This is a genomic window from Bombilactobacillus sp. ESL1202 (assembly GCF_058107125.1).
In genome coordinates this window covers 51,647-76,761 of sequence record NZ_JBYLTX010000002.1, presented here as the reverse complement: position 1 = coordinate 76,761, position 25,115 = coordinate 51,647, and the positions used below count along the sequence as shown (strand labels likewise).

The 25,115-nt window shown below is 32.3% G+C and carries 20 protein-coding genes; 10 read left to right on the top strand and 10 right to left on the bottom strand.

Translation table 11 applies throughout. From position 1 onward, the window contains the following. Positions 1 to 115 precede the first annotated feature (115 nt). The 7 genes from AC3B7A_RS09230 (at position 116) to AC3B7A_RS09200 (ending at position 5,158) form a co-directional block, all read left to right on the top strand. Positions 116 to 634 carry a hypothetical protein gene (locus AC3B7A_RS09230; protein ID WP_489756637.1) on the top strand — a complete coding sequence of 173 codons (519 nt, stop codon included), beginning with the start codon at positions 116 to 118 and terminating at the stop codon, positions 632 to 634. Positions 635 to 650: 16 nt separating this feature from the next. After that, positions 651 to 1,118, top strand: a complete 468-nt coding sequence (locus tag AC3B7A_RS09225) for a hypothetical protein (protein ID WP_489756636.1) — start codon at positions 651 to 653, stop codon at positions 1,116 to 1,118. Between the two features lie 186 nt (positions 1,119 to 1,304). Then, positions 1,305 to 1,493, top strand: coding sequence for a hypothetical protein (locus AC3B7A_RS09220; RefSeq protein WP_489756635.1), 189 nt, complete (start codon positions 1,305 to 1,307; stop codon positions 1,491 to 1,493). Positions 1,494 to 1,522: 29 nt separating this feature from the next. Then, positions 1,523 to 2,353 carry a recombinase RecT gene (locus AC3B7A_RS09215; RefSeq protein WP_489756634.1) on the top strand — a complete coding sequence of 277 codons (831 nt, stop codon included), beginning with the start codon at positions 1,523 to 1,525 and terminating at the stop codon, positions 2,351 to 2,353. A gap of 26 nt (positions 2,354 to 2,379) precedes the next feature. Further along, entirely contained in the window at positions 2,380 to 3,270 is an 891-nt protein-coding gene (locus AC3B7A_RS09210; RefSeq protein ID WP_489756633.1) for a PD-(D/E)XK nuclease-like domain-containing protein, read from the top strand. A 394-nt stretch (positions 3,271 to 3,664) separates the two neighbouring features. Further along, positions 3,665 to 4,036, top strand: a complete 372-nt coding sequence (locus AC3B7A_RS09205) for a helix-turn-helix domain-containing protein (RefSeq protein ID WP_489756632.1) — start codon at positions 3,665 to 3,667, stop codon at positions 4,034 to 4,036. 75 nt (positions 4,037 to 4,111) lie between these two features. Continuing rightward, a complete protein-coding gene (locus AC3B7A_RS09200) occupies positions 4,112 to 5,158 on the top strand; it encodes a hypothetical protein (protein WP_489756631.1) in 1,047 nt (348 codons plus the stop codon). 376 nt (positions 5,159 to 5,534) lie between these two features. Here AC3B7A_RS09200 and AC3B7A_RS09195 read toward each other — a convergent pair whose 3' ends face one another. After that, positions 5,535 to 5,846: a hypothetical protein gene (locus tag AC3B7A_RS09195; RefSeq protein WP_489756630.1), complete on the bottom strand. Its 312-nt coding sequence runs from the start codon at positions 5,844 to 5,846 to the stop codon at positions 5,535 to 5,537. 32 nt (positions 5,847 to 5,878) lie between these two features. Then, positions 5,879 to 7,192 carry a hypothetical protein gene (locus tag AC3B7A_RS09190; RefSeq protein ID WP_489756629.1) on the bottom strand — a complete coding sequence of 438 codons (1,314 nt, stop codon included), beginning with the start codon at positions 7,190 to 7,192 and terminating at the stop codon, positions 5,879 to 5,881. Between the two features lie 226 nt (positions 7,193 to 7,418). Here AC3B7A_RS09190 and AC3B7A_RS09185 point away from each other — a divergent pair, with 226 nt between their 5' ends. Genes AC3B7A_RS09185 through AC3B7A_RS09175 form a run of 3 tightly spaced genes read left to right on the top strand, consistent with a single transcriptional unit; the run spans position 7,419 to position 9,199 of the window. Further along, positions 7,419 to 7,976, top strand: a complete 558-nt coding sequence (locus AC3B7A_RS09185) for a thioredoxin domain-containing protein (RefSeq protein ID WP_489756628.1) — start codon at positions 7,419 to 7,421, stop codon at positions 7,974 to 7,976. A gap of 19 nt (positions 7,977 to 7,995) precedes the next feature. Beyond that, positions 7,996 to 8,463: a hypothetical protein gene (locus AC3B7A_RS09180; protein WP_489756627.1), complete on the top strand. Its 468-nt coding sequence runs from the start codon at positions 7,996 to 7,998 to the stop codon at positions 8,461 to 8,463. Beyond that, positions 8,450 to 9,199: a CPBP family intramembrane glutamic endopeptidase gene (locus AC3B7A_RS09175; protein WP_489756626.1), complete on the top strand. Its 750-nt coding sequence runs from the start codon at positions 8,450 to 8,452 to the stop codon at positions 9,197 to 9,199. The genes AC3B7A_RS09180 and AC3B7A_RS09175 overlap by 14 nt, the downstream gene beginning before the upstream one ends. A 66-nt stretch (positions 9,200 to 9,265) precedes the next feature. Here the strand turns inward: AC3B7A_RS09175 and AC3B7A_RS09170 are convergent, their stop codons facing one another. The 8 genes from AC3B7A_RS09170 to AC3B7A_RS09135 form a co-directional block, all read right to left on the bottom strand. Continuing rightward, entirely contained in the window at positions 9,266 to 9,964 is a 699-nt protein-coding gene (locus tag AC3B7A_RS09170) for a rhomboid family intramembrane serine protease (protein ID WP_489756625.1), read from the bottom strand. A gap of 25 nt (positions 9,965 to 9,989) precedes the next feature. Continuing rightward, positions 9,990 to 12,044, bottom strand: a complete 2,055-nt coding sequence (locus tag AC3B7A_RS09165; protein ID WP_489756624.1) for a transglycosylase domain-containing protein — start codon at positions 12,042 to 12,044, stop codon at positions 9,990 to 9,992. An 11-nt stretch (positions 12,045 to 12,055) separates the two neighbouring features. Then, positions 12,056 to 12,529, bottom strand: coding sequence for a hypothetical protein (locus tag AC3B7A_RS09160; RefSeq protein WP_489756623.1), 474 nt, complete (start codon positions 12,527 to 12,529; stop codon positions 12,056 to 12,058). Positions 12,530 to 12,577: 48 nt separating this feature from the next. Continuing rightward, positions 12,578 to 13,201 (bottom strand): hypothetical protein, encoded by a 624-nt coding sequence (locus tag AC3B7A_RS09155; RefSeq protein ID WP_489756622.1) that lies wholly within the window; start codon positions 13,199 to 13,201, stop codon positions 12,578 to 12,580. Between the two features lie 8 nt (positions 13,202 to 13,209). Beyond that, positions 13,210 to 13,803 carry a hypothetical protein gene (locus AC3B7A_RS09150; RefSeq protein ID WP_489756621.1) on the bottom strand — a complete coding sequence of 198 codons (594 nt, stop codon included), beginning with the start codon at positions 13,801 to 13,803 and terminating at the stop codon, positions 13,210 to 13,212. A gap of 20 nt (positions 13,804 to 13,823) precedes the next feature. Continuing rightward, positions 13,824 to 15,986 (bottom strand): phage tail tip lysozyme, encoded by a 2,163-nt coding sequence (locus AC3B7A_RS09145; RefSeq protein WP_489756620.1) that lies wholly within the window; start codon positions 15,984 to 15,986, stop codon positions 13,824 to 13,826. Positions 15,987 to 16,008: 22 nt separating this feature from the next. After that, the gene (locus tag AC3B7A_RS09140) at positions 16,009 to 21,192 is read right to left on the bottom strand and encodes a hypothetical protein (RefSeq protein ID WP_489756619.1); all 5,184 of its coding nucleotides are present in this window, start codon (positions 21,190 to 21,192) and stop codon (positions 16,009 to 16,011) included. 85 nt (positions 21,193 to 21,277) lie between these two features. Continuing rightward, positions 21,278 to 25,087 carry a type IV secretory system conjugative DNA transfer family protein gene (locus tag AC3B7A_RS09135; protein ID WP_489756618.1) on the bottom strand — a complete coding sequence of 1,270 codons (3,810 nt, stop codon included), beginning with the start codon at positions 25,085 to 25,087 and terminating at the stop codon, positions 21,278 to 21,280. Between the last annotated feature and the right edge of the window lie 28 nt (positions 25,088 to 25,115).

The window sequence follows — 25,115 nt, the reverse complement described above, 5'->3', positions numbered from 1 at the left end:
TAACAATTTTTAATGACATGTGATTCATTTTTTATCGTTTCCTGCATATGCTATGCATATGCCAAATCTACCTTGTAAATTTAATTTATGACTTTATGAGGAGTGACTATAGATTATGGGTTTGAGAACACAAGCTTTAGTTAAGCTAACTAAAAATAATGAAGAGATTGCCGGCGTAGGTTTGCATTACCAATTTGGCGGCGATGGTGTAGATATGATATTAGATCTTTTAGCTATTGGTACGTCATTCAAAAGTTTTGAAATGAGTAATAAATTAGCAATGGTAGCAAATACAGGCAATCGAAGTATTTTTGCCAGGATGATTGAAAAATTTTCTAAGCGGGGCATCAATATGTTTTCTGATGTTAATTATCCAAAAAAAATTGATCCAACATTGCTTACATTGAGTGATGTTTTTTCTTATGGAGATAATAATGATGGCTATGCAGAATTAAACATTAGAATTGATAAGGATATGAATCAATCTTGTCTACTTAATTTTTTCGATCATTATCAAAAAAAAATCACTTTTGAAGAATTTATGGAAAACACTGGAAATGATTTCTATGAGGAATCTTTTATTGATGCTTTTGACACATTGTGTGCCACAGTTGATATTGAGTTAGAATTTTAAGGAGATGCTATTTGTCATGATAAATAATAAAATAGATGTATCGTTAATAACTGTCTTAGTTTCTTTTGAAGATGCTATTTTTAAGTTCAATCTTAGAGGAGAAAAATCATATCGGTTGAATGTCTTGATTGAAATAGCTAATTTAGCAGATTATTTAGACTGGTTCCACAAAGATTATAGTAATCAATCATTACAAGAAATAGTTTCCTTGGGCATGAATAATGGCTTTAATTTAGAAAGGATTACTTACCCTGACATGATTAAATTAATGGATCATGATCCTGAATCTCGTGGTATAGTTTTACGTTCTAGTAATTTAGAAAATTCATCAACGTTAAAACTAGTTGATGGTAATTTTAGTGTTTTAACCGTTAATGAATGGGCTCAGGCTGATAATAAATTTTGGCATGAATCGTTTGAGTATTTTTGCAAGAGTCTTGGTATAAATCTTGCATTTTATAATAAGCCATTAATAGATAAGTAATAGGTATTTTGATAAATTGATTAGTATCTTCATTATTTTAGTCCTAGATAGATTTTAGACCTAGATAGCCAATTAGTGTTTAATCTAATTGGTTTTTTTATGCTCTTTTTTCTGCAGTTGCTTAAGCAACTGCCAAAACATTAGTGTAATTCAAGTTATTCAGTATATCTAAGGAGCTGTTATTTTATGGAGATATATATTGATGTTTTAAGCTTTTTACTGGGTGTTACATTTGCTGTTCCAATGGTTGCTATTTTTAAAAAATTAATTTTAATAGTCCATCAGGATGGATTAATCAATTTTTTAGAGTCAATCTTTGATGTTGACCTTAGTTTCTTGAGAAATCATCGAACTGGAAATCATTTTAAAAATTAAATTAAGCTATTAATTAAAGGAGAAATAAAATGTCAGAAATGGTGCAGTATAGTAGTGATCTTCCTGTTGTAACTCAAATGAAATTTCCACAAATTAAGAAAATGTTTGTGGATGTACTAGGCAATAAAGCCCAACAGTTTATTGGTTCTATAGTTTCTCTGATGAATTCTCATCAGGACTGGAAAATGGTAGAACAAAGCAGCATAGTAAAAGCGGCACTAGTTGCAGCTACATTAGACTTACCTATTGATCAAAATCTAGGTTACATGTACATCATTCCCTATAAAAACAGGAATGATGGTCTAAGTTACGCTAGGCCTCAAATGGGATACAAAGGCTATATACAACTTGCACAACGATCTGGATTATATAAACATCTCAATGCTATATCTGTATATCAAGATGAGTTTAAAGGATGGAATCCTCTCACTGAGGAAATAAGTTATAAACCTAATTTTTGTGATCGTAATAGTCAAGATCAGCCTATCGGATATATTGGGTATTTTGAGTTAATTAATGGATTTGAAAAGACAGTTTATTGGTCCAAAAATCAGATTGAAATGCATCGTCAACAATATTCAAAATCTAAGTATCCTAATAAGTTAAATGGTGTCTGGGCAAGCAACTATGACTCGATGGCATTAAAAACGGTTTTAAGGACTATGCTCAGTAAATGGGGTCCTATGACTACTGAACTTCAAACTGCTTATACCAAAGCTGATGAAGAAGATAATTACCATCAAAATAATAATATGGATAATGCTAATTTTTCCCAAAATGGTAAAAAAGTATTACATGTTGATACTAATTCAAACTACTCGCAACCAGCTACTAATGTTAGCCAAATTTTAAATAATTAACAAAAATAAAATAAATGGAGGTAATAATGATGTTACAAGCAACTAAAATCAAACCTAACTTAGAAGAAAAGACAGTAAAAAATGATGATGCGCAATTAACATTAACTAACAAAAATTACTATAATTCCGACACTGATTTCAAGTGGCAGTCTTTTAGTGTGTTTACCAATTTTTTGGAATGTGAAGCAGCTACTTTAGCTGAGTTAAAAGGCGAATATAAAAAGTTTGATGATGATAAGAATTTATTAGTTGGTAATTACTTGCACACATACTTTGAAAGCAAGGAATCACATCAACAATTTCTTGAAAATAATTTTGATAAACTTCATAAAAAACCAGCTGCTAATGCAAAAGATAAAACTAAAAGAGGCTTGTATGCTGAATTTGTTCAAGCTAATAAAATGATTCAATATCTGGAATCTGATATAGCTTTTAATCGCTTATATCAAGGTAAAAAGGAAGCCATAGTTACCGGCAAAATAAATGGTGTACTTTGGAAAGGAAAAATTGACTGCTTAAATTTGGATAACAAGTATTTTATTGACTTGAAAACTACAAAGAGTATTCACGCTAAATCTTGGTCCATCGAAAAACAAAAATATCAATCATTTATTGAAGAGCGTAACTATCCATTACAGATGTGGATTTACCAGCAGCTGATCAAGCAAACATTTGGTGTAGTATGTACTCCATATATTATCGCTGTTTCCAAAGAAAAAGTTCCTGATAAAGCAATTATTTCCATTCCTGAATGGAGAATGGAAGAAGCAGCAAATCAAGTTATGGAAAATCAAGACCGTTTTGAATCTATCAAACGTGGTGATGTACAGCCAAAGCTTTGTGGTATATGCAATTACTGTAAATCAATTAAAGTATTGGATGAAATTATTTCTTGTGATGAGCTAAAACTTTATTAATTATTCTTATTAACTGTAATCAACCGCTACCGATACCTATTAAGTAGCGGTTTTTTTAATGTGTTAAATGCATAAAAGAAATATATTTTTGCATAAAAATATTCTTATTTATTTCTTTTATGCTTTTTTTTTGCCTTGAATTTGATTTTTGAACACATTCAATATCTTGATTTTACATGGAATTCCTTTGATGAGTGAGTAAAACGTTATTTTAATAGGATTTTTATCAATATATATAATATAATTATATTGATAACTAACATAAATCTTTTATACAAGATTTATTGCATTTAATTGCATAAAAGTTGTCTAAAATGTGTTGCTTAAAAACGACTCTTCCGAGTCCAAAACCTTAGTGTAACAAGAAATAATATGGAGATTGGAGATAGATACTATGACGGATTTAGAGAAAGCTAATTATTATTTAAAACACAATTCATTGACTGTTAGAGGATTATCAGAAAAAATCGGAGTATCTTCCTCTCAAGTTCACAAATATTTGAAAGGTAATACGGATTTGTCAAATGTTCGTTGGTCTGTTGTCAATGCGATTGCCGATCTTTGTGATGAGCAAATATTTGCTATTAATAGGGATTGTTTGCCGGTTGTTTTTAATTTGAATAATCAATTAAATGCTCATATTGAGAATTTGTCCGCTGAAGAAAAAATACTCAAGAAAGCACTTTTGTTTTTTCAATTTAAATTGAATCATGAACTTGGTTTCTTGAATGAAGTTTGTCATGCAGTTACGTCATCAGAAGAATAAAAACCAACTGTTTCAAAGTTGGTTTTACATAATGTTTGGTTATTTAGTTTAGTTTTAACATGAGGAGTAATTAAAATGAATAGTACATTATCGACACAACAAAAAATTAATTTGTTTAACGAAAATTCAGCTATTAAATCAGTCGAAAAGCAACCTGTTTGGACTATTTCGACTGATGATAAAAAACCACTTGATGCAGTAAATTTAATTGATCATATCAACAAAAAAGATTTAAGTATTCAGACCATGAAACGATTTTATCGAAATGATAAAACATTGGTTTCTTTGAGTAAATTGAATTCTTGTGAACTACTAAAGGAGTCCGGCAGAACTATTCGTCAAAATGCTAATAAAACTCATTTGTTAATCTTTGATATTGAAGCATCAGCATCGCATGCTACACGTGAATATTTATGTAAAAATTTACCAATTGCTTATCTCGAAAAGTCAAGACACGGTGGGTTACATTTAATAGCCTATGCTTCAAATGAAGTTTTCGATGAAGAAACTGAATTTTTGCTTGATAAAACTGTGGTTCGTAGCCCTAAACATACTTTTGAAGTTATTATCAATCGACATTTTGTAGATTTGACAAGAAATGTTCTTTATCCACAATTATGGGTGGACATCAACAAACCTTACACAAAACTTCAAATTGTTAACTTCAAAAAAGTTTTACATCAATTAATTAACTTTACCAATGTTGCAGGTCAAGTCAACATTGAGAAGATTAGCAAAAAAGATATGAGCTCAAAACTAGAAAATGATGTTACTGTTAACAAATTGATTGAGTCTATTCCTGAAGATAAGATTAACCAATTTTTGGAAGACAATACTGTGAAATTTGATTATGATAAAAGTTTGTTGGACTACCATATGGCTTTAAGTTTAAATTGTAGCTTAAGAAAGCGTACGGCTAGAATTTTTAAATCTAAATCACCTAAGAAATATGATTTTGGAAAAACATTCTCCGAAATAAATGATCAGGATTATGCCATCGCTGTTTATAGCATTTTAAATGCTGTAATGCCTTATCGCGCAAAATATAATACGTTGCGTCAAGGAATGCCATATTTACTTTATGTTTCAAGTAAGGCTAGCGTAGTTGCATCAAAAGTTTAGACCGTTAAATTTTTAACGGTTTTTTTTACAGTTCGCATTGCTCACTGTCAAAACTAACTTGTAAAAAGCTTATTCAAAATGACTAGTAGATAGTTCAATATATTAAAAATGGTTAAAAAGGAACTAACTAAAACAACAGGATAAGGAAGCGTGGAGCTAAAATATTTTTGATACCGCTTTCTATTCTGAGGTAGACAACATCTCATACAAAAATTATGATGCCATTTATGTTCAATATAGCAATTTTTTTGTTATCAAAATGAGTCAATACTACTTCTGGAAACTTCATTTTGATAACACTGTATGCAAAAATATGCAATTATAGAAATAAAAAAGCCGCCAAAATATGGCGGTTTTTTATCAATAATATAACAACTTATTTTTTGTCTGTTAATGTAATCATGTTGTTAATTGCTGATTGAATATCACTAATATTACCATGGAATTGTTCTAACAAAGGAGCTATTACTGGAGACATTTTTTGGTTTACAAAGTTCTTTTCTTGCGCGGTTAGTTCTTTTTTTAAATCATCTAGCTGATTTTTAATAAAGGATACTTCTGAATGTTTGGTGGTTATTAATTCTTTATGTTTGATAACTTTAACATCTCCAAAATCAATACCTCTTTGAATATCCTTTTTTAACTTCTCAATATCTTTTTGAATGACGTCTAAGGTGTTTCTACTCATCTTTATTTTTGACTTCCTTCCGCTTATCCTATTTATTTATATTCGAACCATTTGAATTTTTTGGATTGACCAATAGATGCTTGATTACTTTGTTGGTTCACATCTTTATTTATTTTTACGATGCTTTTTACCTGTTTTACATACAAGTCCTTCTTTAAATCAAAAATATCATTCCAAGTTTGTTGAAGATTTTGCCAATTAGTTGATGGATCAATTCCTTGTTGATGGACATCATCATTATTTTCACTATCCGACGAAATTGAATCATCAATTTTGGTTCCATCCATATTAGTTAAAGTAGAAGGATAGATCGGCTTATCAGGATCAACAGAAGATTGTTTACTCTCCGGATTATTAAAATCGCGTACTAATTGTTTATTTTGTTCAGAATTGTTTAAAAGATTTCCGTTTTCGTCTGTAGCATTAAATGGTCTCCAACTATCTTTTAAGAATTCTGGATTTCTTGGTAATTTGTATCCCTGATTTTTTAGTCTATCTTCCAATTCTTGAGCTTTATTAAGGCTGATCTTGATTTGCTTTTGATCTGATTTCTGCTTTCTTTTGATTTTTTTAATATCGTTTTTAGCAAAAAATTTAGTATATAAACTAGCTACCGAATTAGAGTTATCAGATAATTTTTTGGTAATTAATGTTGATCTTGCTGCTGGATTGATTTTGAAAGTAAGAGCGTCAAATTTCTTTTGAATGGACTGAATAGCTTTATTTGTGTCTTCTGAAATTTGAGGTTGCTCAGAGCTTTCATCTGAATTTAAATCTTTTTGATTTTCGATAACAATATTGACTGGTTGATTGGCTATCTTAGTGTCGGAATGAATTAAAATAACTCCTCTACCAGTATCTCCAAATAGTAATAGCTGACCTTTAGGATGATATTTCATTTTTGAAACAGTAGTCGGAAAAATAAATATTGAATAATTGTTGCTATCAGTAGATAGGACTTTCATTGAATCAAGAGTAAAGGGAACAAAAGCAGTATGTCTAGATTTTGTAATCAATAATTTATGCAAGGTTAAACTGACTTGACTTTTTGAAAAAGTAATTTGTCCATCTTTATTGAAAACACTAACTGTTTCTTCCCTCTGAATCGCGACTTTATTAGAATGATTTTTTGACACAATAGTACCTGATATTAGTAATGAGAATGCAACTATGTAGTACGCAAGTTGTCTTTGGATTTTATTATGTCTATTCTTTGATTTAAAAAAAGCAAACGCATTTTTAATTTTTTTAAAAACTGAATCTTCATTTGTTATTTGCTTCTTCGAATTAAAATCGTGTCTAAGACTATCTAATTTTTTATCCTTTCTTTTATGAAAAAGTGTCATGGATTATTCGTCTCCTTATACTTAAAATGCTCAAAAAAGTTGCCTCCTTTTCTATTTTTTATTCTTAAAAAAGCACACTAGAAATTAGTGTACTTTTTTAAATAATTTAGATTATTGAGAGTGTATTACTTTCCGATAATACGAATTAAGTATAGCGCTTTTGTAGATCATAAATCAATAGATTTCACAATAAAATTGCAAATTAAACGGTAAAAAAATAGACATTGTGATTTTAATTGGTTATAATCAAATTATGAATATTCAAATAAAAAAACTATCTTTACTAACTTTAGGAATCATTTGTTTGATAACAGCTTTAGGCTTTCTTACGCTAAAAGAACATATTGTTTCAACTTATGATTTACTATCGGTTCAATCCAATATTCATAATTTAAAAAAGCCAGAATTTAATGTTGTGGTTTTGTATCAAAATGATTGTGGGGATTGTATAAAGGTACATAAAGTAATTTACAAAACCGTTAATTATCAATTACATAAGAAGAACAATAAAATTAACTACCATTTTTTAAATGTATCTAAACATAATTTGAGAGTTCTGAAATATGCTCATTCAAATCATGTTTCAGACACTCCCACTATCATTGTGAAATCAAATTCAGGTTTATTAATCAGAGAATATTCGGGAATAGATTCAAAAATGATTAAAAAGATCCTTGTTTGGAAACAAAAACCTATGGATCATGCGACTATTCAAAATGATTTTAAGCATACTAAAACTTCAGTTATTGCTAGCAAAACAAGAGTTAATGGACTTGACTATTAACAAGGAGTATGTATTTCAAATGAAAAAATTAAAGCAAACGTGGCTTCATATCCAGAATGATAATCGCTTAGATTTTGAAAATTGTCAAAATCCAAAATTACGTAAGTTTAACATCAGAATTACGTACTACATATCACTTATTTTGACTACAATTTTGTATTTAACAATAGGTTGGATTCCAATTCAGCTAATTCAAGATTATGTTTCTAATTTAATTTTAGCTCAAAAAATATCCAAAGCTGACAGCTTTTTGATTTCCAATAATTTGAATATTTTTAACTTCTTAGCTGCTATATGGTTTGTTTTCTGGTTTAGCTTACTTTTAAAAAAAATTAAACCAGGGTTCTATGGTTGGTTGTCAAAGAAGAATAGCAAAAAAGAATATAAACAAAAAGTTTTGGAGCAAGCTGGATATTTTAAAGCTTTATCCGAATTTAAAAAAACAAACAAACATATGCAAGGTCGAAAAATACATGATAAAAAATAGATTTCTGACGATTATTGAATCACCCGTTACTGTATTTATATCAGGATTTCTACTGTATAATTTAGGTGAGTCATTTCTACTTTTAAAAAAAGCATCGATGCTGTACTACATCATCGGAATTGCACTCGTTGTTGCTAATATTTATTTAATAACACGTTGGTTGGTAAAGAAAAAAATAATTCATTTTCAATTTTTTAGTGAGATTAATGTGTTTAACGACGATCTAAAACATAAAGCATGTACCTACATAATTTGCTTTGGAATTTACATATTGTTTAACGTCTTCATTAATTTTTTGGAATTAGAATTGAGATTAGTTTCTACAACACAAACTACTAAAAATCAAAAGGCAATTAATTCTATATATGCATACGCGTTAAATCATGATCATAAGCTATTAATATCCATTCTGATATTGAACTGCCTAATTGCACCCATTATTGAGGAACTTTTGTTCAGAGGCGTTTTACTTGGATATCTATTAAAGTATCGACAAACAATCAATAAGGGTGTTTGGCTAATCATAATAAGCCTACTATTTGGATTTTTACATATTAGTAATTATTTATCACTAAATAGTGTAAAGAACGTGCTAGTTTTAATCTTTGATTGGATAAGATACAGCTCAATGGGACTATTATTTGGCATAATCTATATGAAGAATAGTAAGTTAAGTGATTCTATTGTGTTTCACATTTTGCTAAATGCAATTGCTTGTATTTCCAATTTGATTTAATTATCAAAAAAGGCACTGCAAATCTAATGCAGTGCCTTTTTTGTATGAAATGAAATATTACCTATTTTACATTTGATTGAACTTCGTCATGTTTTTTAAGTAATTACTCTTTTTTAATACTACTGCTCCAATGATTAGACCGCTAATTGCACCTCCAACGTGTGCGCTTAAACTAATTGACTGATCTGAAATATATGCTGAGTTTATGAACAGATACAAAATAAAGAGCATTAATAATAATTGAATAAAATATTTAAGCTTAAATTGATGATGTTTAAGGCTGAATATTATCAATGAGCCATATAAAATGACACCACAGGCGGCTAGTCCACAAACGGAACCTGAGCAACCTGCTAATACTGTGTTTTTATGACTATTAAACAAGTTTATTTTAAAAGCTATGTTTCCCCCAATTCCAGTTATTAAAAAGATCATCAAAAAACTGATATTTAATCGATGTTGATATATATTGACAAAGAAATGATTTAGATTGCATGCAAGAATTATAAGACAGAATATATTAAACATCAGATGTTGTGGTGTTACATGTATAAATAAAGCGCTTATTAGTCTTAAAAGCTGAAATGATTTGATACTACTTTCTTCGGCACCAATTTTTATTAGTTTTGATGCAGTAAGATGTTGTGGTTCAATGCTAAAACAGATAATTTCAAGCAGGATTACTATCCATATATTCGCATTTTGATTGACGATAAATTTTATAAATTCTTTGAATGAATGGCTATTTTGATAAGTTTTTGACAATTGAATTATCTCCACTATTGTATTTTTATTTGTGTATTAAGACGTTGTTTTTACGATGAGTATGTTTATTGTTGGTTACTATATATCCATCCTTACTTGGTCTTAAATTTCTACTAATATTTGAACTGGATTCCCAATCACTATTGTCACTATTACCGTTACTCATTGCGTAATTCATTATTTTTTGATAAATCAATTGAGAAATTTTAGCTTGAGATTGATCCATTGCTTGCTTGGGATTATCAAAGCCAGTCCAAACTGAGATTGTATATTGTTTGGTATATCCAACGTACCATTCGTCCGATACATCGTTGCTAGATCTATGATCTTTATCAGAGTAACCGACAGTACCTGTTTTACCTGCCTGGTTTAGCCCATCTATATGTGCATCATGACCAATTCCATTAGAATTAGGTACATTTTTCAAAATAGATGTTAGCATGTATGCAGTTTTTGGCGACATTGCCTGATTTTGCTTGCTGGTTACATTTAAATTTGTATTGCTGTTAATTACATTGCTTATGTAATTAAAATTGCTGTGAAGCCCATTATTTGCCAATGCGGTGTAAGCACTGGCTAATCTTACAGGCGAAATGTTGATTCCAATTGCATTAGATCCATCAATTTTTGAACGATGGATTCCATTTTGCGACAACATTTGCTGTCCCTTATCTAAACCAACAGTCATTAAAGTTTTAACAGCAGGTATATTTCTGGACTGTGCTAACGCAGTATTAACAGATATGTGGTGCATATACTTGTTATCCCAATCTCGAACTTTAATATGTGTTCCAGGATAATCATAAGGCGAATCATCAACCATGTGTTCAGGATTCCAATTTAAATACTCAAATGCAGGTGCATAGTCAATTAGGGGTTTAATCGTGGATCCACTCGATCTTTGGTCGCTGATAGCACGATTGTATCCACCAAAAGTATTTTGATGTCTTCCTCCGACTTCTGCCACTACTTGCCCTGTTTTGGAATTTAGCACAACAGCGGCAATTTGAAGATTCTTTGGAATAGACTCATCATCTTTATTGATTGCTTCAAATAGTTCTTTTTGAACACTTAGATTAATGGTCGTTTTAACTTTTGTTAAACCTCTATTTTTAACTAGCTGTTTATTCTTTTTTAGCTGATAATTAGTTGCTTGAACAAAACTACTTGCGTATATTCTTACGTCGCCATTTTGTGATGATTTGTTAAATAACGGCTTGTCCTGCAATGGAAGCAAGTCTTTTTGAATTGCCCTATTTTTAGCGTTTGAACAAGTTATGCGAGATATTTTACCGTTTCTATACATAGCAGCTAAAACCTTATCACGGCGATTTTTAGCTGCTTCTGGATGAACATAAGGATCATATTGACTAGGTGCTTGTACCATGCCGATTAATAAAGCTGCTTGAGTTAATGTTAAATTTTCTACGTTTTGTCCAAAATAAGAATAAGCTGCTTGCTTTAAACCATATATATTATTTCCTAAATATATATGGTTTAAGTAAAGCGTCAGTATTTGTTTTTTATTTAATCGATTGTTAAGTCGTTGAGCTAATACTATTTCTTGAACTTTACGCTTAATAGTTTGATCAGACTTTTTAGTTGAAAAATAACTCAACTTAACTAATTGTTGAGTGATAGTAGACGCTCCCTGAGGTATGAATGTTCGACTATGAATTGAAGGTAAGGATGCAATTTTATGTAGCAAATCATAAATAGCCACTTTGATAGTTCTAGGATAACTTATCCCTGATTCTTTAAAAAAGTTACGATCTTCACTGGATATTAGAGCATTTGTAACATTGCTATTAATTTCTCCCTCATCAATTGGTTTAAATTGAACGGATTTAGATTGCCAAATTAAAGTTTTACCATCGTTAGCGTATAGTTTAGTAACTTTAGGCTGACTATTGAATTGCTTTAGATTAAATTTTGGTGTTTCATCTGCATATTGCTTCAATGTGAAAGCACCATATCCTCCAAGAACTATTCCCACTAATGTAACGATTAGTATTATGTTTTTAGCCTTTTTGTGAACTATTTGACCATAATAGTAATTACTTTTAGTTAGATTTTTCATAGTACTACTCACTATTCGTTTGCTACGTTTTTTAAAATAAATCTATTTAATTCGGGTAGTTGTGAATAAAAATCTTCTAGGTTGATTATTTGTTTTCCATCAAAATAATTAATAATGGGAATCCTTGACACAATCATTCCTGTGATTAGTAAATATTCATACTTGTAAACTTGATTGTACTGAAAGCTTAGCAATTTGGTATTAGAAGTACAAAAAGTGATATATGAAGATTTTTCAAGTGATGATGATTGCCTCAACTTTCTAAAGATGTATAGTCCTTGCGGAGATTCATTGTCTCCGTAAGCAGTAATTAAATACTTAATCAAAGACGATCTAGATATATCTACATGTGGTCCATTAAATTGATTTTTATGATAAGAGTTGGAAAAGCCATTCATTATGAAGTTGTCAATTGATTTTTTTACTGTATTTGTCAAAGGAACTGAAATTTGTTTACTTTGATTTTTCTGTTTCAAAATTTTCATCTTTATAATTACCTACCTACCTACATTATTGATTCTTTAACTTATGAATTATGAATAAACAGGAGTTAATCCCTTGAGTAAAACTAAGCTTGTAATATTTCCAATATTGTTTACATCAATATTCATGCCCAAATAACTATGTGTTAAATTATTTTCGCTATCCAAATCATCATCGTTGTGGTAATTAACATAGTCTATAAAAACCGTGTATGAATAATCATTATCCATTCGATAAACAGAAACATTTTCAACCTTGCTTTTTAAATTCTCAGTGTTGATAACAGAATGACCTGTTGAATCCACGTCTGCTGGCATTACTTCATCAAAAAAATTATTGGCTAGAATATATTTTCTAGCTAATTTTCTGTTTTTTGCATAAGAATAACCGTCTGTGTAAGTCAAAAATTTGGTAAGTCTGACATTAATTAATGAACTAAAATGTTTTACTGTATCGCTAGGCTGACCATCGTTAGAAACAACATATTTTGTATTTGTTACTGTTTTAGTTTGATGCTTAATTTTATTGTATTGGGTATCTTTTTGACTGGATAGTTCTTCCACTTCCACTTTTAGTTGTTGCATGCTGTTAAATTGATAAACGCCGTATCCAATAAGTCCAAAACCAATTAAGTATGATACAACTAAACCGATTGTTCCTTTCCTGATTTTCATAAGTAACCTCACTTTCCCGGCTTAGGAGCAGAAGAATCTAGCCCCTCTTGAGTCATGTATGTGTTTAAATCGAAAAACTTCTTGGTTTTATTATTAAAATGACCTGTTATATATCCTTGTGGCTTATTTTGGGCACTATAAATTACAAAAATAGTTCCCATTACTGAATTACCGTTAACAGTTGTTGGATAAACCTCGATATTCCAGTTAGTCCCTTGATACCACCTGGTGGTTGCAGGATTCCACTCTCCAGTTTGAACAGTGTATCTTTTTAACACAGTTTCAGCATCTTGATATGATGGACTTTTTTTGTTACCCGATTTAAAACCGTTGTTAGCAAAATCTGTTTTGACTAAAATTTGTTCAGCGTTAATCACCTTAGTAGCTGCTTGATTCATATTTTGGTAGATTGAAGGAATTTCTTTAACTATATTTTTCTTTTTATAAGAAATTTTCTTTTGAGTAATGCCCTGATAATTTAATTTGCGAGATAATTGGGTTTTTTGTGACTCTAAGCTGTCTTTTTGTTCAAAGCTATAACCAGTAATAATGGCACCTATCAACATTAAAAATATTGGAACTAACACAGTTGATTTTTTCAAAATCAGATAACCTCCTTGATTTATTTGGTCCAGCTAAAATGGTACTTGCTTTTATCTGGTGTAAAGAATTGAAATCCATCATCAGAGTATGTACTCTTGGCAATCAGACGATAGTTCCAAGTACAGGGAGTTCCATTGTTGTCCCCAGAATAACCTGGTATGTTTTGTTCAGCTGTAATGATATCGCCATTTGCTAGGACATGTTCGACGATAAATGTGTGACCATAAGGTCCCGGTGACTGGTCAGGAATATTTGGTGGAACTGAACAAACCGCTCCGGCATGTGGTGTGCTAGATAAGCTCCCACCCATGGCACTCGCAAAACCACCAGCTGTATCTTTTCCATTTCCGGACACTTGAGAAGGAGCACCTTTCCATAAATTATGAAAATACGAGATTGAAAAATCAACGCATTGTCCTCCAGGGTGAACCCAGCCAGAAGAAGAGCCAAAACTAAGTCCTGCATCTTTAGGATCATGAATGAATTGCTGCATATCTGCTGGTACATTACCATATTTGATGTATAAACCTGACTTTCCGGGCTTTTCTTTCACTGATCCTGTACCATCAGCAGCATCACTTGAACCGTTATTGTCAGTAGAACAAACTGCTTTAGCAGCATCGGTTTTAGCAATATTAGAATTTGAGTCAGCAGCATCATCGGCTCCACCTAATAGGCTATTGTTAAATGAAATGGAAGAGCCATGAAACATATCATAAGCTTTTTTAGCCATTTCACCTCTATCATCAGTCCAACCAGCTAAGCTCCCCATTTCCACGTAGATCATCCAATTTTTAGCACCAGTTAAAGGATCTCCCGGATCGCCTAATTTTCGTTTAACTTCAGTAGAAGCTGATCTAATACCATTATTAATTTTTGCTCCATCATAAGCCTCCCATATGTAGTCACTTTCATTCTTAACAGTGGGTGTTGTAAATCCGGACCAAGTTCCGTATTTTGATCCTGGTGAAACCTGATAAAGACCATAGCCATGAGTACCAATAGCACCAATCATTAATGCAGGGGTATCACTAGTACCTCCACCCTCAACTATTTTTGGATTAAATGTTTGAGCCGATTCGCGCCATACATTGCCAACAGTTCCAGCAGCGCCAGCACCACTGAACCCCTTATTGACCCAGTAATCAAAAACCTCTTTAGCCGACTTGTTTGCTTGGGTTCCGTCAACGGTCCAATCTCCACCGATGCCGTCGCCGTTTGAAACATTGGCGACGGTTGTCTGCTTTGGCAAATCCACTTGACACCCTGAGCTGACTTTTGGCTTAAACAGTGGGGGAACAAAAACTAAAGATCCAACTACTGTACTAGTCAAAAGAACGGTAGGAATAGAGCTGCTAACTACTGCAGTACCTCCAATAGCAGATATTCCTGCATTAAGAGCACTATTAACAGCTCCCACGGCTCCGTGAACTAACCCAGCACTAAAATTTCCAATTGATTTAAAGACATGCGCCCCAAAAGCAACAGCTTTACCTGCAGCACCTTTTATTCCATCAACAACTTTTTTCCCAAGAGCCATTAATTTAGATAATGGACTAAGAGCTTTATCTACGGCGCCCATAACAGCGCCTTCTGCTTCATCTAGCCCTTTAGCTGCCATTTCACCTTCAGCAATACCCTTTCCAACCTTTTTTGCAGCTTTTTTTTGTAGTGAATCAGACTGGGAGGAATGTTCTTTGGGTAATTTACCGCTCTTATCATCTGATTGTTTACCATTTAAACTCTTATTACTTTGTACAATGTCATCATTAACATGGTGTTCCTTGGGATGAGTGAGATCATTATCACTTTTGTTTATTTTAGATGAGTTACTGTTTTTATTTTGCCTAGAGTTATGACTGTCTGAACTTGGTTTAGGAAGACCGTCATCCTGATCTCCTTGAGATTTAGACTGCTCCGGGGAATTTTTATCAGAGACACTATTATTATATTGATTAGACGTACCCGTATTAATATTTCTGTCATTAAAATCATTTAAGCTTTGATTTAATTCATCATTGTCAGAATTACTTGTAAAATAGCTAGGCATAAAGCTATTAGATTCAGTTGGACCATTACTTGAATCAGTATTATTGTCATTTTTTTGATCGTAATTTTGTTCTGATTCTGAACTGTTCAAGTTGCCTTGTCCTTGTGCTTCGTCAGTATTTTCTTTTGACATACATTTCACGCTCCTTTCTTAGTTAAATTTCCATTTCTAAATGAGAATTGTTCTTAGAAATAATATCTGTCTTGGGAGCTTTAGTAACTTCTACCTGATCTAATTTTTCATTAATTGCGGCTTTCATGCTATTGAAAAGTTGATGATCTTGCGTATCCTGTTTATACAAATTATTTTCTATGGGCTCTTTAACCTTTTTGGGTGCAATTAAGTTAGACCATTTACCAGTTGTCAAATTAGCGTGTTGTGCAGCTAATTCTTTAGTTACTTGGAATCCTCCGCCGTATGCTATCTTATCCATAGGAGAAGCCAGTTCATTTTTAACAGCTGATATTCCTTGAACTGTTGTCTTTCCATTTGATAAATCATCACAGACGTCTTCTAAAAAATCTTCATTTAAATCTACTTGAAAATCTTTTTGATAGACTTGGCGCATCTGTTCTTTCCATCTATTCTTTGAGATGTGGTATTCATGTTTTGTATCATATCTGTCGTAACCTTCAAATAAGTTTGCTAAATCTTTACTAAGATCTTTATGAACAATATCTCCTTGCTTGGAATCGTGTTTAATTTGAAGTGTTGCTTGCGTGATCGGATAAGTGAGTTCTAACGCAGCTTTAGGATTGTGATTTCTAAGAATTGACATTAACTGTTGACTTTTTGATCCAGCTAACCCTGTGTCGTCAGATTTTATGCCGGAAGCTCTTTGTATTTCACGTGAATCTCTGAGACGTTTATTGCCGTCATAGTATTCTTTAAATTCAGAAATACTTAAAGCTGAACCCTTTGCACCATCTTTGACCATATCTTCTAATGAAGCATACATAGATTTTTCATTCGATAACTCAACATGAGCTGCTCCGTAGTTTTTCTCTCTTAAAGCTTTTTGAACTATTTGATTTGATCTTAATAATGCTTCTTGATTGTCGTTACTATTTAATGCAATGTCAGTTAACATTTGCTTTAATTGTTGTTTAGGTGTTTTTGAGCTTGGATCTTTTGGGTCGGAAGGTTGAACTATTCCAGCTGCTTTAGCGCCAGAAACTAGATCCATTGATACATTTAGGTACGTTTCAGGTGATGAGTTTCCCGGATTGACAAGGTTGTTTTTAACGGACAGCTTGTCTTTCATATCATTTTGGGCTTCTTTAGATTTGAAATTAATTAATCCTATGGAGTCGCCGTCAAAATCTCCATCAAACGATTTATCCATAATTGGATTAATTGCAATTCCTGTCAAATTCTTATCAACATTGGTTTTTATTCCACGAACGGAACCTGCATGTAAAACAGGATCTCTAAACATAGTTATATATTGGTCTGAGTTTTTTACTTTTAGATCACGAGCAATCTTAGACGATATTGCCAACCTATCCAGATTAAGTCTTGGATCGGCAGTCCATACAGCTGTTGCTGAATTAGGCATTCTGCGACTCATAATATGATCTTTTAAGAATGAGTGTTTTGTGTATTCTCCGTTAAATCCACCTAGTTGATTATTAACAATCTTGTTTTGTAATGTATCAACATTCGACTGCAACTCTTTTTGTTTTTTAGCTATCTCTTTAGGATTGCTTTCACATAAAGATTTTGCTGACTGGTAAATTCTCCCATAATCTTCTGTGTAATCATTAACCCTAATATTTGACGTTAATAATTCTGTATTGCGACGTAACGTTGCACTGAGAATGGGTAATTCGTTTGTTTTTATTCCTGATGCTAGTTTAACTTCTACTGGCAGTTTAAGAATTCCACCTTGATTACCAATCTGTTTTATAAAACTGCTAGCATCAATGTTGATATCAGGATTATTAGCCATTTTCTGAACGTCAAATACTTTTCTATTTTCGATAGTATTAGGATCTTTGCCTGCTACTAATTCGCCATTAGCTTTAAGATCTAGTCCCGTGGTTAATAAGTATTCTCTAAAATCTGACCAGGCTTTATCATTTTTGCTAAACGCCTCATTGATTAAACCACTAGCATTCATTTCATTTAAAGCCCAGGTGAGTTGACTAGAAAACTTTCGTCCTTTACCTTGTTGAACGTCCTGTTTGGAATAAGAATGTGTTTTTGAATCCACTAACATGTTGGTAATAATGGTATTTGCCTTACTCATTTGACCAATTTTTTGATCGTTATGGTAAACGTCTTGGATATCATCTTTATTTTCTTGGAGTTCACGAATTAACCCAGCATTATCACGCGTAATAATAGAATATGGTGACATTACTACATCCAAGTTGGGATTTTCTTTAAAGATATTGACTTCATTAGTTAACTTTTGATCTTGAGCTTCTTTAGGATCCATATTTCTATCAACTATTAAGCCAATAGTTGCTTTATTACCATGAACATCAGCAATCTTATCGCCAATTTTCAAAGGTCTTGAAACGCCATCTTCATTAACTATTGAATTGCGTTCAGCATATTCTTTTGAAACTACTGTGGAGTCGTCATAAGTGAACCCTCCGAAAGTACCGAGCATCAAATTAGTGTGATCATCGGTTTTTAACGCTGTTAGCATTTGGTTGGCGGACATTTGCTGACGATCCCACGCATCGTTACCTGCATATTTAAAATAGTCAGTATTTCTTAATGGTGCACGTGGTACGCGATTTTTAATTGCAACAGGGGTAAATGTACCATCCGTATTTAAAGTTGCGCCATCAGCCAAATACAGTACTAATCCTTGAGACTTATTAGTAGCGGTCATAGCCATATCAAAGGTACCCAATAAGTCGTTGTACAATACGCGCATATTTTTATTGTCTACTAAATCACTGATTCTTTGATTTTCACCGACTGTGTGTGCTTTACCTTTGATTGAACTATTTAGGTTTTCGGAAAAAGTAGTAGCATACTCTCCCAGCTTGTTATCAAAACGAACACGACCATTTAAGGTTTTAATTATTTGTCGTTTAAGATCTGGACTTAACTTACTTTCCACATACCAATTATTTTTCAGTCTAGTACCGTAAACATCACCATGATAGAGTTTATTTAAGCGTGTTGTGTCAGTGGCCAGAGTGGTTAAGTCTACTCCGTTTACATCAACAGAACCATGAGTTAGTTGTTCAACTAATGAAGAATTTAATTTGTTGAATAGAATTTGTTTATAACCATTTCCTCTCAGTCGTTGCATTCTAGGTTGATCAATATTTTGATGAGTAAAGTAGCCTTTTATTCCCGGAACAAATGAATAGTTTTCTTGACTGTTGAACTGAGTGTTGATAATACCTTTTTCGTCTGGGATAAATACCTGACCAATATCTCCTGTAATTGGTCTTAGTTCTTTTTTTACTTTGTGTTGCCCGCTCCACCTTATAATTCCATTATCATCCATCTTGATTTGGACATTGGCCACTTGCGCCCTTTTTAAAACCTTTTGAACGTGAAGTATTACTTCTTTTTGAAAAGGATTAGTTACTTCGCTTAGAGTTTTACCTGTATCATTATTGAAAACTATTAATTTTTCTTTTGTTGAATTGGTTGTATAGTCGGTTCCTTTGAACTTACTTGAATCATATTCGGCTTTTCTCAAATCGGCTATTAACTGATCAATAACATCATGATGTGTTTCCACGTTGTTAAAGTTCATGACCTTAGTTGGATTGAAACCCTCATCATATGTACCAACAAAGTCATCAGTCAGCGCTTCAATGTCTTCTAACAATGACTTTTGATCGTCAGTTAATGATTTAACTTCTGATTGATCTTCGATTGGCTGATTGAGAATGGACCTCTGAAAAGAACTTGGATAAGTGTCTCTCAATTCTTGATTGTTTGAATTTTTAATAATGCTTACGAAGTTGTCAACAGATATTTTATTATCTTTAAGCCAACTGGTTACCTGAGATAATTTGTCTGAACTATTATTAAACTTAATTAGTGTTTCGGCATTACTTAGGACAAATTCACGTTGTTTATCAACATTATCATCACCAATTTGAGGCACTAAAACTTTACGTAAAACTTTTAGATCATCATCTGTCAAATTTAAGCTGTTCATACGATCATTTAAAGCTCTTTGATCATCTGCAATGCTATCATCAAAGCCAGTTAAATCTTCTCCCAAAAGTTCTTCAGTATAATGCTTTCTAGCAATTTTAATCATATCTTCAATGCGCTTTTTAGCATCTTCTTTGGTAATTCTAGGATCTACTAAATTAATATCTCGTTTGTTCGGTTTGAAGTACAATCTTTGACTAGATTTTTCAGTGTGAACGTACGAACCATTAGATGTATTCTGAATTACAGCTGTTGAATCCATCCCCATAGCTAAACCTAAAGCAGCCGTTGCTGATGGTAAGGAAGAATTAGGCTGATTTCGGCGTTGATTTAAATAATAGAACTCACCAACGCCGTTATAAACTTGGCCAATATATAGTGGGTTTCTGTCCAAAATACGAACAGTAACATTTTTACCATCGTTTAACTTGGCAGATATTTGGTTGTGATATTGTTCGTTAATGCTAATATCAAAACTCAATCCGTTGTCGTACATAAATTCTAAGACTTCTTTAGCACGTTCGATAGTTGCAGCTGGCCACTTACTATTTTTATCAAACGAGGTTTGCAAAGTATGAACATCATTGTCTGTCATGTACGGTGATAATTCGTTGAGAACATCTTGGTAGTTATACATTACTTTGTTGGTATTAGATTGGGGTCTATTGGTTGTTGATGAATAGCTATCCAATAGTTTTTGCTTTGATAAAATCCAACTGTTAATTTTGTTCATCTGTTCAGGATTATTAGTATTGTTAGAGAATGTAGGTGCAACCTGGGTTTGTTCATTATTCATTCTAGAAGCGGAAACAGTTAATTTTAATTGATTTTTATTGAAACTTTTGTTTAAAGCTTCTACATTTTCTGCATTGGTATAAAAAACTTGTTGTGGTAGTATTTGTGACAAATTAGAGATTCTAGGATCTAAAGAACTGACAGGTAGTATGTTTATTTGGCGAAGTTTGTTCCAAGAGTTATTGATTGTATTCAATTTTTGCTTTGTTTCTTGCGCGTCTTTTAAGTGATTTGCAATTTTATTTAACTGCTTTGGTAACGCATTGGCCGCTTTTTGAATACTTGCTTGTTGCAAAATCAAAGGGTTATTTAATGACGTAAAACTATTTAGCGCTGTCTTTATATCAGACATTTTTACATTAATCTTATTGTTAGCAGATTGCTCATCTTTTATAGCCATTCTTACTAATTGATAAAACGTCCAGTAGCTTCTACTAATTAATTTACTTGAGTTATTGTTCATTGTGAATAATCCTTTCTAATGTTTAATTCGTATCTTTTTGTCGATAATATTGAGCAACTTTTCGATCAAATTTACCATTTACAATAGTTGACCAATTATTTAAAGATGTTAGATAATCAATAAACTCCGTTTTAATACTGTACTGGATACTATTATTTGTAGAACCAAAGCTCTTAACCTTTTTATTAGGATTCTCAGCAGCTTTATCCATTGCTTCTAATTCACTACTTAATTGGCTATCTGGATCTTTATTTGTCTCAATGAGCTTTTGTAATTCACCGGTATTATGATCAATCGAATACAGCTGCTGATACTTATCAACTTCAAATTTTTGAGACTTTGCAAAATCTGGTATCAGTTCGGCATACGCTTTAACCAGCTCAGGTTCAAACTGCTTCCAATATTTTGATAAATCAGATTTTGATAATAAACCGTTGGCGTATACTTTTTGAGTATATTTTTGATTTTCTTGTTGAATATCTCTCATTGCATCTTTTAATTCGAGATTATCCTCTGCTTTTTGTTCAAATTTATTTGTTTGATTTTTGAGCCAATCCGACTCATTAGAGTTTGAGTTGTTTTCAATGTCAGCTTTGATGTCGAATCCTGTTTCATCATCTAAACCAGCATCTTTTAAGGTTTGACTAACCTCGTCTTGCCCATCTTGTTTTTCTTTATTCTCTTGTTCAATATTTTGATTAATACCACGCATTAACTCTTGGGATAGTTGCTCAATGTCTAATCGGTTATATTCAGCATTACTCAAATTATTAACTTCTTTATATCGCTTAATAACTGAGCTAGCTATCTGAGCTTGGCGAACTCGCTTAGTAACCATCGCTACAAAATCAGGCTGATTTTGGCGGACATCAAAGTCTGTTGTATTAACCATTGAGGGTATATTGTCAATAGTGTATTTGGGCTGCTGAGGGTCAAATTGATCTTGGAGTAAACGCCATGACATCGGTAATGCCATCTGATTTCTGTTCCAAATGGGCTTACCACGTCCAAAAACCATTGAATTGTTTTTTGGAATTAATAACATATCATTTCTGCTGATAACAGGAACTTCTTTAATACTTACCGTTCTTTGAACTTTGGCTTCAACCTTTCTGACAACGGCTTCGGAATTTTTGGTAACCGATTTGCTTTCATAGCGCGCCTCATGCCTGGTTCCGCCTATTTTTTCCAATGTGTCAAGCATGGTATCGTCAGTAGATTTTAAAAATATTATGTTGTTTGTATTACCTTGTAAGATCTTATCTATGGAGTCACCGTAGATGTCTTTTAATTGCTGAAATGTTTGTAAAATTAAAGTGTACTGTTGGTCTTGTCCTAAACCAATGGATTCTTTGGTTTGCAAAAATGGAATGCCTTGGCCATCAGATTGGAGGTTACCAACTTCATCTAAGATATATTTTGTTTTATACATCGGTTTTTGATCAGATTTAATTGAATACGCTTTGTCAACCTGCATATTGAACATTTGATTTAACAGAATAAGAATAATTTTTGAATAAGTCATTAAATGAGGTGGCGTGATGAAGAATACCGCTTTAGGCTGTTCAACATAATGGACTTCCGTTTGAGTGAAAATAGCATGTTTTTCGTTCAAATTTGTTTTTAAATCATCATCAAGTAAAAGTGATTTATTTTTTAAAGTGATTGTTTCAATTCGATGTTTAAATCCAGTAATATGCTTATTTTCATCATAAATTGGGTGTAATTCGTTTAACGTCCCACCATCAATTACACGTTGGTTTAGAATTGGATTCTTAACAAACTTGCGGCCATCTAAAGAGTGTCTGTAGTCTTTAATAAATTCAAAATAATAGGTTTTGATTAGCAGATTTGAATTGCTATCAATAATCTTTAATTTGAAATAAGAACGCATGTTCTTCAAAATGCCTTTGAAGTAAAACCATGCCCACCCGTTTTTATCAATATGTCCTTGATGTTCAAAGTCTGATCCACTATAGCGTTTAGTAAATTTATCGTCGTAGTAGGCGGACCATTTATATGATTGATTAACTAATCCCCATTTTTTTATGTACAAGGGGTCAAATCTTACTCCCACACGTCTAGGAAAAGCCATTCCTACAATATCAAAATTTTGGCTAGGTCTTCCTGAAGTTAATGCTGCTATTTTGTCGTCAGTGAAAAAAAGCATTTCTGCCAAGGCAATTCCATAAACAGAAGCAATAGTCTTTTCGGATTTAGCAATAGATCTTAGCATGTTGTCTTGATTTAGAGTTGATGTTCTTAAAGCATTCATGGGTAATGCAGCAGTAGCGTCAAAGAATAGCGTCAGATAATCCTTAATATTAGCTTTTTCTTTACCGGCAAAACGCTTTTTTTCAAAGTCGCTAATACATACTAAGTCTGGGTCGTCACTTTTTTTACTAGCGAGTTGTGTCATCATTTGGTAAACGTTGTAAAGAGTGACGTGTCCCCATAATTCGTCTAATTTTTGATTTAATATATTAGGATTTTCATGATCTATAACGGATTTAATTCTTAATTCACGTTCTTCTTCCATGTAAAAATCTATTAGTCCTAAAGCCGATCTTTTAAAAGCAGCACTAGCAGCATGTGGCCACATCGGATCTTCTGAGTCTTTAGCAGAGAAGAATACGTCACTGATAGTAGTTATGAACTCTTCTACCTTTTGATTGTCTCCCTGTCTAGCTGCTTCAACGGCATAGCCCAAGGGATTATAAATATTTGTCTTAGTAGTATTAATTAAATCGAAAGACACAACATCGTATCCGCGCTTATTAAGAATGTAATAAAATTTGATTTTGAGTTCTGACTTTGAGTCATTGGTAACTATGTTATCCAAGTGTTTTTGACGTGACAGAATATCAATTGTTGGTTCTACAACTGTTTGTCCTTTATGTGAACGCGAAGTACCAGCAACTATTGTATTATTAGGTTCAGTATCAACTATGTATATACCAGCTGCCCTTTCACGTTCATAATTTGGTAAATACCAATCAGAATTGATTTGATCAGCAACGGTTGATTTATCTGGTTTTTCTCTTTTATGATCTGGATTATAATCTAATTTTGTTGGATCATATCTTTTTCTTAAATTTGCAATTTTAGCTACTTCAGAAGTATCGAATAGATCGTCACCGAATTTATTATCAATTAAGGATTCCGTTTTTGTAATTGGGTCATCGACGTCATCTAATAAGGGCTCGCCTTTGTGAACATTTTCCTGATAACCATCATCGTATTCAATGATTTGATCTTTATCAAAAAATTGGGTAGCTTGAACTTTTTTAAGACCATGGTTGGTTAATTGCATATGACCCAACACAGCAGTTACATTTCTATCAGAATGGTATCCAGCATCTGGGAAAATATCAAATTTGACAGGCATATCTTCTGGTTGAACTAAGTCAGAGTCATTTTGATATTGATTAATATCATCCGTTCTAGATTCTTCATTTTCTACCTGCCATTGACGATCCAAAAATACATAAACAAATAATGAAATTAAAAAACATATTATTAACATCCACATAATTTTATGTGGTGAAGTAAAATAATTTAGCCAATATTGCCAAAATGATTCTTGTTGAATAATTGGAATTGGTGTCGTTAGGCCTTTTAAGTAATCAATTGCTTTTGATATTGCTGAGAAGAATATGCTTGCTATTAAATAGCTAACAATACTTGATATTAACGTAGAGGTATAAACAAAGGATTTAGACTTAATTTGAGGAGTACTTCCCCGATAACGATCTGGAGTATTATATATGTCCCTATTAGAAAAATCGTCATATCCGTATTGGTATTTTTCATTTCTATTTTTTTTAGTCATTTAGCTCAAGTTCCTTATGTAAAATCAA

Excerpts from the sequence above, each read along its gene's own strand:
- AC3B7A_RS09230 (WP_489756637.1), top strand. The coding sequence starts at position 116 with ATGGGTTTGAGAACACAAGCTTTAGTTAAGCTAACTAAAAATAATGAA.
- AC3B7A_RS09225 (WP_489756636.1), top strand. The coding sequence starts at position 651 with ATGATAAATAATAAAATAGATGTATCGTTAATAACTGTCTTAGTTTCT.
- AC3B7A_RS09220 (WP_489756635.1), top strand. The coding sequence starts at position 1,305 with ATGGAGATATATATTGATGTTTTAAGCTTTTTACTGGGTGTTACATTT.
- AC3B7A_RS09215 (WP_489756634.1), top strand. The coding sequence starts at position 1,523 with ATGTCAGAAATGGTGCAGTATAGTAGTGATCTTCCTGTTGTAACTCAA.
- AC3B7A_RS09210 (WP_489756633.1), top strand. The coding sequence starts at position 2,380 with ATGATGTTACAAGCAACTAAAATCAAACCTAACTTAGAAGAAAAGACA.
- AC3B7A_RS09205 (WP_489756632.1), top strand. The coding sequence starts at position 3,665 with ATGACGGATTTAGAGAAAGCTAATTATTATTTAAAACACAATTCATTG.
- AC3B7A_RS09200 (WP_489756631.1), top strand. The coding sequence starts at position 4,112 with ATGAATAGTACATTATCGACACAACAAAAAATTAATTTGTTTAACGAA.
- AC3B7A_RS09195 (WP_489756630.1), bottom strand. The coding sequence starts at position 5,846 with ATGAGTAGAAACACCTTAGACGTCATTCAAAAAGATATTGAGAAGTTA.
- AC3B7A_RS09190 (WP_489756629.1), bottom strand. The coding sequence starts at position 7,192 with ATGACACTTTTTCATAAAAGAAAGGATAAAAAATTAGATAGTCTTAGA.
- AC3B7A_RS09180 (WP_489756627.1), top strand. The coding sequence starts at position 7,996 with ATGAAAAAATTAAAGCAAACGTGGCTTCATATCCAGAATGATAATCGC.
- AC3B7A_RS09175 (WP_489756626.1), top strand. The coding sequence starts at position 8,450 with ATGATAAAAAATAGATTTCTGACGATTATTGAATCACCCGTTACTGTA.
- AC3B7A_RS09165 (WP_489756624.1), bottom strand. The coding sequence starts at position 12,044 with ATGAAAAATCTAACTAAAAGTAATTACTATTATGGTCAAATAGTTCAC.
- AC3B7A_RS09160 (WP_489756623.1), bottom strand. The coding sequence starts at position 12,529 with ATGAAAATTTTGAAACAGAAAAATCAAAGTAAACAAATTTCAGTTCCT.
- AC3B7A_RS09155 (WP_489756622.1), bottom strand. The coding sequence starts at position 13,201 with ATGAAAATCAGGAAAGGAACAATCGGTTTAGTTGTATCATACTTAATT.
- AC3B7A_RS09145 (WP_489756620.1), bottom strand. The coding sequence starts at position 15,986 with ATGTCAAAAGAAAATACTGACGAAGCACAAGGACAAGGCAACTTGAAC.
- AC3B7A_RS09140 (WP_489756619.1), bottom strand. The coding sequence starts at position 21,192 with ATGGCTATAAAAGATGAGCAATCTGCTAACAATAAGATTAATGTAAAA.
- AC3B7A_RS09135 (WP_489756618.1), bottom strand. The coding sequence starts at position 25,087 with ATGACTAAAAAAAATAGAAATGAAAAATACCAATACGGATATGACGAT.